Source organism: Priestia koreensis, from assembly GCF_001274935.1.
Classification (GTDB): domain Bacteria; phylum Bacillota; class Bacilli; order Bacillales; family Bacillaceae_H; genus Bacillus_AG; species Bacillus_AG koreensis.
Genome location: NZ_LILC01000013.1, coordinates 289947 through 301913 on the forward strand (window position 1 = coordinate 289947; position 11967 = coordinate 301913).

Consider the following 11967-nt stretch of genomic DNA (forward strand, 5'->3'; position numbering starts at 1 on the left):
AAAAAAACTATACCTTTAAAAAGGAAATAAACTCCATGCATAATAATCGAGAGGGGAAATAGATTGATGGGTGCTGTAAAAGGGTTTTTCGCTGGCATCGGTATATTCATAGTAGGGCTTCTGTTTTTATTCGTAGTAGGAGGATCGTCACAACTGGCGGTCATTTTTGCAATTTTATATCTTGCGAGCGTAGTTATGTTTTGTACGTGCTTAATTCTTTACCGCTTAAAACCGGATTAATGATATAGAAAACAATACGCGAGAAAAAGCCACCCCAAATCGGAGTGGCTTTTCTTCGCTTAAAAGAGACCTTTAATTCCTTTTTTAATCGGTGGTAGTTCAAGCTTTCCTTCCGAGAAGAAGCTTTTAATTAAGTACTCGGAATAATGCACGGCTTGCTGATACGTAATTTTCCCAGGAAGCGGCGGTTCAATATCCGTCACGCAGTCAATGATAACCGGTTTCTCATCAAGCGCAGCTTTTCCGAGCGCCTCTCGCAGCTCTGCACGATTTGTGACACGATACCCTACGCCACCACACGCCTCTGCAAATGCGGCAAAATTCATTTCGGCTAGGTCTACCACATAATCCTGATGCCCCAGCGATTCTTGTTCGTACTTGATCATGCCCAGTTTTTCATTATTCAGTACCACCACGACAATCGGCAATTTGTAACGAACGGCCGTTACAAAATCATGCATGACCATTGTAAACCCACCGTCTCCACAAACGGCTAACGCCTGACGTTCTGGAAATGCCATTTTAGCCGCAATGGCACCTGGTAACCCACAGCCCATTGTTGCTAGCCAACAGGAAGTGATAAATTTTTGATTAGTCATTCGGAAATAGCGCGCCATCCATACCGTCACGTTTCCGATATCAACGGATAAAATAGCATCATCTTTTACAAAATTCTGAAGCTCCCCTACTACCTGTGATCCCTTCAGATGTTGGCTTTCCTTTTCCTGATCCTCATTCATATCATGCCACCATTTACTCATACGTTCCTGGCTCTTTTCGAGTAAAAAGCGGTTTTCATTTCGCTTTACGCGCTGATTTAGCCATCCTAAAACTTCCTTCGTATCTCCTACTAGCCCCACATCGATCGGATAACGCTTCGATATTTTGGTCGGATCAATGTCAATTTGCAGTGCTTTTACGCTGTTTGGCAAGTATTGACGATATGGAAAGGACGTTCCAATAAGAATTAATAAGTCTGATTCGTGTGCCGCCTGATAAGCAGGCTTGGTTCCAATTTGTCCAAGTTGCCCCATGCAGTACGGATGTTCGTCTGGAATGACGCCTTTTCCTGCTAGGGTTAAAATAATCGGCGCAGCAATTTGCTCCGCAAACGTCAGCAATTCTTCACGTGCAAAAAGCGCTCCCTTTCCAGCTAGAATAACAGGTTTTTTCGCTTCATGAATCAAGTCAAGGGCACCCATTAAGTCAGTTTCACCAGGAAAGATTTTAGGGTGTGTGCGAACAGACGAACTGAGCTCTGATTTATTATTTTTGTACTTTCGTGCGACAATGTTATCAGGAATTGTAAGTACAGCTACTCCTTTTTCTGCATAAGCGGTACGAATGGCCTGGTTTAATAAGTCAGGCAAGTGTGTTTCAGATGTGACCGTTTTATTAAACACGGCCACATCATCAAACATACGCTCCAGATTAATTTCTTGAAACGACTCCGTACCTAATTCTTCTGAGTGTACTTGTCCCGCAATAACGAGCATCGGAACACCGTCTTCTTTTGCATCATACATGCCGTTCAATAAATGAATGGCTCCGGGACCAGCAATCGCTGTACAAACCCCAATCTTCCCCGTAAGCTTTGCATAGCTTGCTGCTGAAAGCGCTGCAACCTCTTCGTGACGTACTTGAATAAATTTTATGTATTTCTGATTTTTGCGCAGATCTTCAATAAACTCATTGATAGAATCGCCAGGCAGTCCGTATATATGGTCGACTCCCCACTCAAGTAATTGATTAATGATTACTTCACCTGTACGTTTTTCAAACAAAGAAAATCCTCCTCTGCATAGCGTTATATGTTTGTTGTTCCCAATCATATTTTTCTTTAAACAGAAAGATTTCCCAAAATACAACTATTGAACCGTTCCAAATAAACACGCAATTCGGTATAATTATACCTGTGTCATTTTACACAGCACAGGAGGGTTTATTGGTAATGGTTATTAATCACGTAAACAACGCACAAGGTCAGCGTTTAACAAACGGATGGAATCTATTTTTTGACAATCACCTTACGTTATGGAAAAAGGATGAACAGTACCTACTGTTAGATACGAATAAAGAGGTTGTATTAATTTTCGCCTTTAAGCGCGAAGAACTAATCATCGAAAAAGTTGAAACATGGCGCTACCAGCTTAAAATCAACTCGGACAAGCAGCGTTTGACCTACATAGGGAAAGAGACAGAGTTTCCGGTTGAGGGGTGAAAAAAAGAATGGTCCGAGGACCATTCTTTTTTTTTGATTAATGGATGCTTGGTAAGTCTAGAGTAGAAACAACCCCGATAGCTAGAACAGCTACGTACATTGCTGAGAATAAAAACTTTTTCATAAGAATTCCTCCTTTATTCCTTTTTTAACTACTTGAACAATATATTACCATATAACTAAACTATTTTACCGATACTTTAGACCTATTTTGGTAGATTTTTAGTAATCTGTAGGTTCTAGAAGTTTCAAAGTATCTTCTTTTACCAATTCTTCCATTTTTCTATTTCTTTGTGCACTAAAGATATTCATTGATTTATTGAGAAGCTCCATTCCGTCTCCTAAAGAGTCAAGCTTTACCAAACTCAAACCTGATTGATAATAAAACTCTCCAAAGAGATATAGCATATCCTCACTTATACACACGCCTATTCCTAAATTGCTGTATCTTAGTGCATTTTCAAAGTCTTTTAACTTAATTAAAGTTTGAGCCAACGCGAAGAGCACTCTCAAGTAAAGCTTTCGATCTTGAATTTCATATTTATCTTGCAGAAAGGACAAGATTTGCTTATGAATATCTAAAGATTTGTCGTATTCCTTATTATCGTAATGAATAACACCTATACTATAATAGATTTTTATCTCTTCTTCTTTTAAATCCCTCAAGTCTCTATTTGTGAGGTTTATAGCTTCGTGTAATAAAGTTAAAGCTTCATTTTTATTATTAAATAGATAATGAATACAAATCCCCTCATGCCACATTAAAAACTGCTTGTTTAGCTTGTCTTGAAATAGTTCGCTTTCCTCTTCACGCTTCACAATTTCATACAGCGCTTTGTATTCACGATCGCGTACGTAGTTCCTCATAAGCGTCTTCACGCTATTAATATAATCAATGTTTTGATTCCAGTTTGTTTCGAAAAAATAGGTAATGGGGATGCCTAAGCGTTTTGCTAGGGTATGTAGCTGTGGAAGCGTCGGGTATTCGTCCCCTTTTTCGATTTTTTCTAGGTCTTGTGGTTCGCATATTTGTTTTGCTAAGTCGTTTTGAGATATTTCTAGAGACAGCCTTAATTCTTTTATTTTTTCTCCGATGTTATATTCCTTCATGATTTACACCTCCATTATCTCTGACTTGTACGCTTCCTATCTTATTATCGGCTTTTCCGTCATACTTTGGATGCATATTGTATACAACTTTTACTCTCTTCCTTATTCTCCTTTTGAGTACCGAATCCCTTTCGACAATTGTACGAATTATTTTCCTTTATTAAATCTATTTTCAATATCGTCACGAATGCCTTTAGAGCGACTCGTGTTCCGATCAAATCCCCTGCGAATAAAATTATCCCCATACTTTTCGTTTAGTTTCTCCATCGTTTGGATAAGCGGCTCTTGTTTTGCCTCTTCTTCAAACGAAAAAAGATCTAACTGCTTTAAAGCATCGTTTCTAACCTCTACGTTCATAGCGGTTACGCCAATAAGGCGAAGCGGGTCACCGTTCCAATTTTTCGTAAACAATTGAGCAGCGCTTTGAAAAATCGCACTCGACTCGACGATTGGATTATGAAGTGAACGGCTCCTCGTAATGAGCTTACGATCCGAATATTTCAGCATAATTTGAATCGTTGATGATACAACTTCTTTTCGCTTCATGCGTGCGCTGACAGTCTCAGACAATCGTTGAATAATTTCTAATGCCGCATGCTCATCCGTGACATCTGCAGGTAGCGTAGTGGAGTTTCCAATGCTTTTAAATTGGTTAATAGACTCCGGATCGACCTGCCGATCATCAATTCCATTGGCTCGATTCTTCAAACGAATGCCGTTCACACCAAGCGTGCTTTTTAGTGCGGCATCGTCTGCCTTTGCTAAATCCTCAATCGTATAAATATGAATCCCGCTTAATTTTTCTGCCGTTTTCTCGCCAATTCCATGCATATCTGAAACCGGACGAGCCCAGAGAAGACTTGGAATATCACGTTTACGTAATACCGTAATCCCGAGTGGTTTTTTCATGTCACTAGCCGTTTTCGCTAAGAACTTATTTGGCGCGATGCCAATCGACACGGGAATTTTATACTGTTCCAACAGTTCTCTTTGTATATAAGTAGCCATATCAAGCGGAGCGCCCATTTCGTAGCAATCCGTAATATCAACATACCCTTCATCAATTGATGCCGGTTCAATCAGCGGAGAAATCGTCGATAAAAACTCAAACATTTGCGCCGATACTTCGCGATAAAGCGGAAAGTTCGGCTTACGTACAATGAGCTCTGGGCACTTTCGTTTTGCTTCCCATACTGTCATAGTCGTATAGACACCTCTGCTTCGTGCCTGATAGTTACACGTCACAATGATTCCGCGACGTTCCTTTGGGTCTACGGCAATCGCAAGAGCCTTTCCTTCTAGTGATGGATCATGCGCCGTTTCGACAGAGGCATAAAAAGCATTTGCGTCAACATGTAAGATCACGCGCCCGTTTTTTGGATACATGGATTTCAATCTATCACCTTATTTCTATTAGCTACATTCATTATACTATATGGCTATTTTCAAACTACCATTAGCGGCTTAAATCGCGTAAAATAAAAAACGAGACTTTAATTAGTCTCGTTCTAAAAAATGCTGTATGTAAGGTGAGATATCATGAATCGTTACCATTGCTGTGCTACTTGTCAACATTTTAAAGCAGAAAAAACCGCCAGTGGCATGAACTATTTCTGTACACGTCTTCAGTATGAGACCAAACCGACCTACCAGTTTACCTGCTGGGATCCAAAAGAGCATGTTCGAAAACTCATTCAAAAGGAAAAGCAATCCTAATTAGTTCACATGATCGTAGGAATATAGCTCCGTCAGCCATTGTACAAAATAAGCCTGAGGAATTAAAATGTCTTGTAGGGGCTGATCCTTCAAATCTTGAAAAGAAAACTGTTGCATTAAATAATGCTGCCATTTAGCCGGTACGTCTTTTGCAACCAAAAATGCTTTTGCAAAATGAGCACGTTCTTCACTTTCTAAATCAGCTAGCCACTGAGACTCGTCCATCTCGTATTTATAGTGAAACAGCGTATACTTTTCGCACCAGTAGACGAAGTCTTGATGTGAAAACATATTTTGTCCATCACACACATCACTTAATAAGCTCATTAGCTGTTCAACGGTGTACGGTGCTTGAATAACACTTTTATTTCGCGCGTTCATTGTCATCACAATCCCCTTTCCTTCAGACATTCGCAAACTTCTTGATTAGTTACAGTGTACAAGAACTGTTACGAAGTGAAAAGAGACTTTTTTCTAGGGGTCTTAAGTTCGTGAAAATTCCCACCTGCTGCTTCTATTTCATAAATTAAACACTTAATCTAGTTGCTTCCTTCACGAAAAGCTTTGTCCATTACGCGATATGCCCAGCGTATCACTAAAAACAGCACATAGTCGGTGACGATGATCGCTGCAATCATTAAAGGAAGAGTGGGCCATGGAAAGACTAGCTGAATAAGTGTAATCGCTAAAATAAAAATAGCACCTATGATAACGGTCAATTTTTTACCGTGTCGCTTCCAAACTTGTTCCATTTTATTGCTCCTTTTTGTTTTTCTTTCTCATCCATATTTATTATACTAAAAGTATAGAGAAACGTCTCTCATGCCCGTCTTTTGGAGATTTTTTGGAAAAAGTTTTCATTTTAGAGGAATTGGGTATACAAGCAACAAATTAGTATTATAAGTGCCATGCATTCTATAATATAATGATAAAAACACGATTGATTGTGAAGGGAGAAATAAGAATGAGTGAACAACAGAATAATCAGCAAGCTCAAATCGGAAAAGAAATTAGCGTAAAAGGTATGATCAAAGCGATTTTCAACGATATCGCTCATATCCAAGTAGGTAGCAAGGTCATTACTGTGAATATAAAGGACTTAGGTACGCAGTAAGCTTGGTAATATTTTTCTCTTCTTGTTCTTATACGCAACAGAAGATCCTTGCAGAGGCTAAGTGATACATGATCACTCAGCCTCTTTTTTCTGTTCATGCTCCTTTAAAATTTCTTCTATCTCTCCTACGTCTCCCTTAGCGTTAATGATTTGCAAGAGCTCTGTCATTTCCGTGCTTTCTTCTTCGCGTCTGTTCACCGCACCCACCTCCTTTTTTTTATCATGCCCCAATTCTCCTATTTCTTAAAAATATTCGCTTTCTTACACATATGATGTAACTTTTTCCATCACCATCCCGTCTAATTAGTAAGCAACAATGAAAAGGAGATGGGATGAAAATGAAACGATCAATACCGCTACTCCTAGTAGCAAGCACTTTTTTAACATTAGCAGCCTGCGGAACAGAAAGTCAGTCTAACCCTCAATCCGCCCCTACAAGTGAAAAGAAACCTGCTGAAAAAACAGAAGCACCGAAGGACAATGCGTCTACTCCAGATAAAAATAACAAAGTTCGCCTTCCTGAAAAAAAATTGACGTATGAAATGGAAGGCATGAAAGAGCAAAAGACAGCCTTCTTAAAGACAAGCAAAAATCAGAACTATACGCTCTATGTTATAGATGGCTATGATCTTACAGAAGAAGAGCCAGGCAAAGATGTGATTGCGTATGACGAAAATGACAAACTATGGATGAGAGTAGAAGTGCTAGAAAAGGGCCAAGATTTAAGTGATGTAAAAGCAAATTCGCTGGAGACGTTAAAAGCAGGATACGGAAACGCAAAGGAAGTAACGGATTTCTCAAACGATAAAAACGATATTGACAGCGTATTTACTGGAGAAAGTAAAACAGAAAAAGGCGCTGTCTATCTGTTGAAAGAAACAGAAGATCACCCTGCGCTTCGCCTTACGATGTTTGCTCCTCTCGAAACCGAAAGCTTTGAGCCATTTTTAGAAATGGCACGCACGATTCAAATTCAATAACAAAAAAGGCGTCTCGTGTTCGAGATGCCTTTTTTATGCTGCCTGCTTGCGCTTATACTTCCACATCATATATCTATAACGAATGGTACAGCCGATACAGTAGCCCATTAAAGCCACTCCTGCTGCTAGAATGACCATGATACCGAATGTATAACCAAGCACTGATAAATCAAGTCGAAAGGAAAGAAACGAAATAACTAAGCAAATCGTTGCAATCCATTGATTAAATAATTGCTGTGCAGCATCCTCCATTTGATAAGAGCGCTTCGGTAACAATCGGCGTCCTGCCACAATAAGCGGATTTCGTTTGCTAATTAGCGTCGTCACTCCAATCAGAATCGGAAGCAGCAAAATCCAAGATGAAAACAAAAGTCCAGCTAAAGTCGTTAAAACGATAAAAAGCTGGTTCGTCTGAACAAGCGGTTTTGGAATTCCCATGGACGACCCTCCTTTTTATTTATTATACCGATAAGTTTACTAAGATAAAAGATTTTTGTTTGAACGAGGAGCGCTTCTCCTTTTTCACGAGCTCCATTCTTACGTGCAGAAGCCCTCTACGAATAGAGGGAAAAATTCCCTCTCTAAAAAAATCCCGGTTACATGTTTGACTTCATTCACAGAGGGAACACTTTATCTAGAATTTACAAGATGAAAGGATGACTTAACACGATGAGTACAAACGAAAAAATCTTAATGGTTGTAACGAACGGACATACAATGGAAAACGGAGAGCTTGCTGGTATTTGGTTAACTGAGTTCTCTGAAGCATATCTAGAATTTAAAAACGCTGGTTATGAAGTTGAGGTAGCAAGTCCAAAAGGCGGCAAGTCTCCTGTGGACCCAAACAGCTTAACGGATGATGTAACAGCTGAAGATAAAGAGGCAGGTAAACTGTTAGAAGAAACAAAACGCTTGTCTGACGTAAGTTCTCAAGAATTCGCAGGTATTTTTGTCCCAGGTGGACACGGTACAATGTTTGATTTCCCAGAAGACGCACACTTACAGCGTCTCCTAACAGAGTTTGCGGAAGACGACAAACTAATTGCGGCGGTATGTCACGGGCCGGCGGCTCTTGTTGGTGGGAAACGTGCAAACGGCGAACCAATCGTAAAAGGTAAAAAAGTTACGTCATTCACAGACGCTGAAGAGGCAGATACGAAGCTTGATAAATATATGCCTTTCTTACTTGAAACAAAGCTTCGTGAACTTGGTGCAGAGTTTGTAGCAAAGGATAACTGGACAGATCATATTGAAGTTGACGGCAAGCTTCTTACAGGTCAAAATCCACAGTCTACGATTAGCTTAGCAAAACAATTTATTCGCGTTTTAAAAGACGGTAAATAATAAAAAAATGCCTCTTCCACTTGGAAGGGGCATTTTTTTATTTTAAATCGAGAAGTTTTTGCTTCAAGTCGATTTCCATCTGATGAAGCTCTTGTTCAGCACTGTGACGCTTTGAGCGACCTTCTTGCTGAATTTGTAGCACTTCCTCAAGCGTTGTTAGCAAGTTTTCCTGCGTCTTTTTCAACGTTTCAATATCTACTACTCCGCGCTCATTCTCTTTTGCAACTTCGACCGTATTCTGCTTTAACATTTCCGAATTTCGCGTGAGAAGCTCATTTGTCGTTTTTGACACTTGGCGCTGCGCTTCCATCGCTCGCTTTTGACGCAGTAGCGTCATCGAGATGACGATTTGGTTTTTCCACAGCGGCACCGCTGTTAGAATGGAGCTTTGAATTTTCTCTACTAACGTCTGGTTCACTTCTTGAATGAGACGAATTTGGGGTGCGCTTTGAATTGCAATTTGACGACTTAGCTTCAAGTCATGAATTCGCTTATCCAGACGATTCATAAACTGATTTAAATCGTTTACTTCCTGCACTTTTAAATAATCTTGGCCGTCCTTCGCCTGAGACTGTAAGGCTGGAAGCGTTTCGCTCTGCAACTGTTCAAGCTTATACTCAGCCCCGGCGATATAAATATTTAACGCTTCATAGTATTGTTTGTTTTTCTCATATAAATTTTCTAACATCATAATGTCGCGGTACAATAGCTGACGCGACCCTTCTAGCTTGTCGGAAATTTTGTCGATCTCTACGTTAATGCTTTGATATTTTGACAAAATGCTTTGAACAGGCTTTGACACACCGGAAAAGAGTTTGCCGATCACACCTTTTCGCTTCATCCCGAACTCATCTGGGTTCACTTGATTAATTTTCAGCATCAGCTCGGTAATGACATCACCGACGGGACCTGCATCCTTTGTTTGCACGTGCTTTAAGACAGACTGTGAGAAATGAGAAAGCTCTGACTGTGCAGCGGTTCCGTATTGCAAGATGGCCTGCTGATTTTTATAATCAATTTGTTCGGCAATTTTTTTCGCCTTTTCCTGATGCTCAGGTGTTAAATAAGCAAACGACTTCTTCGGTTTTTCCTGTTGTAAAGAGGTTTCCTTCTCTTCTTGGATCGTCGGCATCGCAAACGGATCATCCAATAATTCATCAAGGCTGTGTTTTGACTCAAATTCCTTCATGCTTATTCCCTCCTGTCCTATTACTCAATCTTTTTTGTAGAAGTTGGTCTCCATCGCTTCTCGTCCTCAAACGCATCTTTTAAAATCTTCAATTCTATATTTAAGTTTTCCATATCACTTTCAAGCGCCTTTTTTAACAAACGATCGTATTTATTAACCATTTCATCAATCATCTCTTCGGCGTCTCGAAGCGCATCACGTACTTCTATGTTTTTCGTTGGTTTTGTCGCTAAAAATAAGTAGCGCTCAATGACGGTCACGGTAGAGGGTAAATACGTTTGAAAAAATGGCTGAGTATCTACGTACCGGATAGGCTCTTTATCCACCATATCAATGATGCTTTTTGCCACTTTATATAGCTTTGTCAGCTGCATCCACATCGTGACAGACCGTACTTTAAAACGACTGCTGCCAATCATTTTTAAATGCTTCTTTGCTTCACGTACTTGATGTTTGATATACGCAATTTCTTCTTTATATGGATCTCGTTTCGTTAATTTCTTAATCACGAGCGCCCCTCCTGTTGTCGTCATCAGTGCTCCTGACACGCCTACACCTGAAACGGCCGATAGCCACATATTCATATCTAAACCGTAGTGAAAAGCGGGGATCGATAAAAGCCCGATTCCACCTGCCGAACTGCTCCATTTTATCATTTGAGAAACTTTCATATGCACGTTCCTCCTAATTCTATCAACCATTTTCTTCTAATTGTATCCATTTTATCACACCTTCACATGAAACCTCAAAGGTTGTGAGTATTCCTCTTACTTATACGAATAGAACAGAAATAGGTTTCAGAAAAACAAAAAAAGAACGTGAGCACATCACGTCCTTTTTTTGGAAAGAATCTTATTCAGCTACTTTTACAATTTGCTTCCCAAGGTTTTCGCCTTTAAATAGACCAAGGAATGCATCCGGTACATTTTCAAATCCGTCTACGATGTTCTCTGCGTATTTGATTTTCCCTTGTGACACCCACTCGCCTAATTGCTTCATGCCTTCTCCGAAATGCTCTGCATAATCATTTACGATGAACCCTTTCATTAGGGCACTGTTCATGAGAAGACGCGTTTGGATACGTGGTCCTACGTCCACCTTTTCAAGGTTGTACATTGAGATTTGGCCACATAATGGGATACGTGCACCTTTGTTGAACAACGATGCGACCGCATCTGAAATTTCGCCACCAACGTTTTCAAAGTATACGTCCACACCGTCTGGACATGCTTTTTTCAAGTCAGCGCGAATGTTTTCCGTTGTTTTGTAGTTAATGACTTCATCAAAGCCAAGCTCTTCTTTTAAATATTGAATTTTCTCTTCAGATCCCGCAATTCCGACAACGCGAGCACCTTTGATTTTTGCGATTTGTCCTACGACCATTCCTACTGCACCAGCTGCTCCTGATACGACAACCGTTTCCCCCTCTTTAGGCTGACCGATGTCTAACAGCCCGAAATAAGCTGTTAATCCTGGCATTCCTAGTACGCCAAGTGCTGTAGAAATTGGTGCGACGTTTGGATCAATTTTTTGAAGGTGTTTTGCTTTTACAGTGATGTGGCGTTTCCATGGTAGGTATCCCACTACATAGTCACCTTTTTGCAAGTGATCGACCGTAGACTCTTCCACACGACCGACAATGCCACCGTTTAATGGTTCGTTTACTTGAAATGGTGGTACATATGATTTGGCATCATTCATACGAGAGCGCATATACGGATCAACTGATAGGTATAGCGTTTGAAGAAGCACTTCTCCTTCTTTCGGTGCTTTTACTTCTGTTTCCTCGTACTTGAATGTGTCTGTTGTTGGCATTCCTTTTGGACGTTCTGCTAAAAGTATTTGTTCGTTTTTCATCATGGTTCCCACCTAACATCATAAATTTTTTAATAGGTACAACTCGTATTTTGTCATTTATGACCCTTCTCATTCAAACAAAATGCTTATGTAAGTTGAAGCCTATATTCTCTCTATACCCTTTTTCGACTTTTTATGATCATTTTCCTCCTCAAAAATGGAAGCGTTCATAAAATAATTACTATACTGATCGGTA

At 40.0% G+C, this 11967-nt stretch carries 15 protein-coding genes; 5 read left to right on the forward strand and 10 right to left on the reverse strand.

The annotated features are described in order from the left end of the window. Positions 1-66: 66 nt before the first annotated feature. Positions 67-240: a hypothetical protein gene (locus AMD01_RS24090; protein ID WP_157052702.1), complete on the forward strand. Its 174-nt coding sequence runs from the start codon at positions 67-69 to the stop codon at positions 238-240. 59 nt (positions 241-299) lie between these two features. Here the strand turns inward: AMD01_RS24090 and AMD01_RS10610 are convergent, their stop codons facing one another. Then, the gene (locus tag AMD01_RS10610; protein ID WP_053401373.1) at positions 300-2024 is read right to left on the reverse strand and encodes a pyruvate oxidase; all 1725 of its coding nucleotides are present in this window, start codon (positions 2022-2024) and stop codon (positions 300-302) included. 167 nt (positions 2025-2191) lie between these two features. On the opposite strand from AMD01_RS10610, the gene AMD01_RS10615 reads away from it, so the two are divergent. Then, positions 2192-2461, forward strand: coding sequence for a hypothetical protein (locus tag AMD01_RS10615; protein ID WP_053401374.1), 270 nt, complete (start codon positions 2192-2194; stop codon positions 2459-2461). Positions 2462-2683: 222 nt separating this feature from the next. On the opposite strand, the gene AMD01_RS10620 is transcribed toward AMD01_RS10615, so the two are convergent. The 4 genes from AMD01_RS10620 to AMD01_RS10635 all read right to left on the reverse strand — a co-directional run bounded on the left by AMD01_RS10620 (position 2684) and on the right by AMD01_RS10635 (position 6039). Further along, the gene (locus AMD01_RS10620; RefSeq protein WP_053401375.1) at positions 2684-3571 is read right to left on the reverse strand and encodes a helix-turn-helix domain-containing protein; all 888 of its coding nucleotides are present in this window, start codon (positions 3569-3571) and stop codon (positions 2684-2686) included. Positions 3572-3718: 147 nt separating this feature from the next. Then, positions 3719-4966, reverse strand: a complete 1248-nt coding sequence (locus AMD01_RS10625; protein ID WP_053401376.1) for a DNA polymerase IV — start codon at positions 4964-4966, stop codon at positions 3719-3721. A 321-nt stretch (positions 4967-5287) separates the two neighbouring features. Then, positions 5288-5698 carry a hypothetical protein gene (locus AMD01_RS10630; RefSeq protein WP_053401377.1) on the reverse strand — a complete coding sequence of 137 codons (411 nt, stop codon included), beginning with the start codon at positions 5696-5698 and terminating at the stop codon, positions 5288-5290. A 128-nt stretch (positions 5699-5826) separates the two neighbouring features. Continuing rightward, a complete protein-coding gene (locus AMD01_RS10635) occupies positions 5827-6039 on the reverse strand; it encodes a hypothetical protein (RefSeq protein WP_053401378.1) in 213 nt (70 codons plus the stop codon). A gap of 212 nt (positions 6040-6251) precedes the next feature. On the opposite strand from AMD01_RS10635, the gene AMD01_RS24095 reads away from it, so the two are divergent. Further along, positions 6252-6401 carry a hypothetical protein gene (locus AMD01_RS24095; RefSeq protein WP_157052703.1) on the forward strand — a complete coding sequence of 50 codons (150 nt, stop codon included), beginning with the start codon at positions 6252-6254 and terminating at the stop codon, positions 6399-6401. A 72-nt stretch (positions 6402-6473) separates the two neighbouring features. Here AMD01_RS24095 and AMD01_RS24920 read toward each other — a convergent pair whose 3' ends face one another. Beyond that, positions 6474-6599: a hypothetical protein gene (locus AMD01_RS24920; protein WP_281176865.1), complete on the reverse strand. Its 126-nt coding sequence runs from the start codon at positions 6597-6599 to the stop codon at positions 6474-6476. 140 nt (positions 6600-6739) lie between these two features. Between AMD01_RS24920 and AMD01_RS10640 the strand changes: the two genes are divergently transcribed. After that, positions 6740-7381, forward strand: coding sequence for a hypothetical protein (locus AMD01_RS10640; protein WP_053401379.1), 642 nt, complete (start codon positions 6740-6742; stop codon positions 7379-7381). Positions 7382-7414: 33 nt separating this feature from the next. On the opposite strand, the gene AMD01_RS10645 is transcribed toward AMD01_RS10640, so the two are convergent. Further along, positions 7415-7819, reverse strand: a complete 405-nt coding sequence (locus tag AMD01_RS10645; protein WP_053401380.1) for a DUF4395 domain-containing protein — start codon at positions 7817-7819, stop codon at positions 7415-7417. 231 nt (positions 7820-8050) lie between these two features. Between AMD01_RS10645 and AMD01_RS10650 the strand changes: the two genes are divergently transcribed. Further along, entirely contained in the window at positions 8051-8725 is a 675-nt protein-coding gene (locus tag AMD01_RS10650; RefSeq protein WP_053401381.1) for a type 1 glutamine amidotransferase domain-containing protein, read from the forward strand. A gap of 37 nt (positions 8726-8762) precedes the next feature. Here AMD01_RS10650 and AMD01_RS10655 read toward each other — a convergent pair whose 3' ends face one another. The 3 genes from AMD01_RS10655 to AMD01_RS10665 all read right to left on the reverse strand — a co-directional run bounded on the left by AMD01_RS10655 (position 8763) and on the right by AMD01_RS10665 (position 11771). After that, a complete protein-coding gene (locus tag AMD01_RS10655) occupies positions 8763-9914 on the reverse strand; it encodes a toxic anion resistance protein (RefSeq protein ID WP_053401382.1) in 1152 nt (383 codons plus the stop codon). 20 nt (positions 9915-9934) lie between these two features. Beyond that, the gene (locus tag AMD01_RS10660) at positions 9935-10585 is read right to left on the reverse strand and encodes a 5-bromo-4-chloroindolyl phosphate hydrolysis family protein (RefSeq protein ID WP_053401383.1); all 651 of its coding nucleotides are present in this window, start codon (positions 10583-10585) and stop codon (positions 9935-9937) included. 181 nt (positions 10586-10766) lie between these two features. Continuing rightward, the gene (locus tag AMD01_RS10665; protein ID WP_053401384.1) at positions 10767-11771 is read right to left on the reverse strand and encodes an NADP-dependent oxidoreductase; all 1005 of its coding nucleotides are present in this window, start codon (positions 11769-11771) and stop codon (positions 10767-10769) included. Between the last annotated feature and the right edge of the window lie 196 nt (positions 11772-11967).

Coding starts and splice junctions, on each gene's coding strand:
- AMD01_RS24090 (WP_157052702.1), top strand. CDS start 67: ATGGGTGCTGTAAAAGGGTTTTTCGCTGGCATCGGTATATTCATAGTA.
- AMD01_RS10615 (WP_053401374.1), top strand. CDS start 2,192: ATGGTTATTAATCACGTAAACAACGCACAAGGTCAGCGTTTAACAAAC.
- AMD01_RS10620 (WP_053401375.1), bottom strand. CDS start 3,571: ATGAAGGAATATAACATCGGAGAAAAAATAAAAGAATTAAGGCTGTCT.
- AMD01_RS10630 (WP_053401377.1), bottom strand. CDS start 5,698: ATGTCTGAAGGAAAGGGGATTGTGATGACAATGAACGCGCGAAATAAA.
- AMD01_RS10635 (WP_053401378.1), bottom strand. CDS start 6,039: ATGGAACAAGTTTGGAAGCGACACGGTAAAAAATTGACCGTTATCATA.
- AMD01_RS24095 (WP_157052703.1), top strand. CDS start 6,252: ATGAGTGAACAACAGAATAATCAGCAAGCTCAAATCGGAAAAGAAATT.
- AMD01_RS10640 (WP_053401379.1), top strand. CDS start 6,740: ATGAAACGATCAATACCGCTACTCCTAGTAGCAAGCACTTTTTTAACA.
- AMD01_RS10645 (WP_053401380.1), bottom strand. CDS start 7,819: ATGGGAATTCCAAAACCGCTTGTTCAGACGAACCAGCTTTTTATCGTT.
- AMD01_RS10650 (WP_053401381.1), top strand. CDS start 8,051: ATGAGTACAAACGAAAAAATCTTAATGGTTGTAACGAACGGACATACA.
- AMD01_RS10655 (WP_053401382.1), bottom strand. CDS start 9,914: ATGAAGGAATTTGAGTCAAAACACAGCCTTGATGAATTATTGGATGAT.
- AMD01_RS10660 (WP_053401383.1), bottom strand. CDS start 10,585: ATGAAAGTTTCTCAAATGATAAAATGGAGCAGTTCGGCAGGTGGAATC.
- AMD01_RS10665 (WP_053401384.1), bottom strand. CDS start 11,771: ATGAAAAACGAACAAATACTTTTAGCAGAACGTCCAAAAGGAATGCCA.